At 63.3% G+C, this 441-nt stretch carries 1 pseudogene; it reads right to left on the minus strand.

The annotated features are described in order from the left end of the window. A pseudogene (locus FY251_RS21465) lies at window positions 1-441 on the minus strand (hypothetical protein); the annotation flags it as partial.

Genomic DNA, 441 nt, shown 5'->3' on the forward strand with positions numbered 1-441 from the left:
GGCCGCCGTCGTCGGTTTCGGTCTCAGTCGCTGTCTCCGTCGGCGTCGCGGTTTCCGATTCTGTCTCCGTCTCGGTTGGCGTTGCGGTTTCCGTCTCAGACTCGTCGCCACCCAGTAGCCCGTCATCCGTCTCGGTCTCCGTCGGTGTCGGCGTCGGGGTTTCAGTTTCCTCGTCGCCGTCCGGTGACTCGTCGGCCGACCCGTTGTCGGGCTCAGCGCTCGTTCCGTTGCCGGTCGGGTACTGCGCTTTGTTGCCGAAGATATCCGTCTGGATCTCCTGTTGGTAATCGATAGCGTCCAGATCGACCCGGAACTGCTCCCCGCCGCCCTCCAGCACGAGGTAGAAATCGATGTAGAGGTCCGTCCGCTGGTTTCGCTGGAGGTGGGTCACCCACCAGCGGTCGAGGTTCCCGTTCTGGATAGCGGTGTTCGCTTCGAGTG

It is taken from the genome of Haloferax sp. KTX1 (genome assembly GCF_902410085.1).
Lineage (GTDB): Archaea > Halobacteriota > Halobacteria > Halobacteriales > Haloferacaceae > Haloferax > Haloferax massiliensis.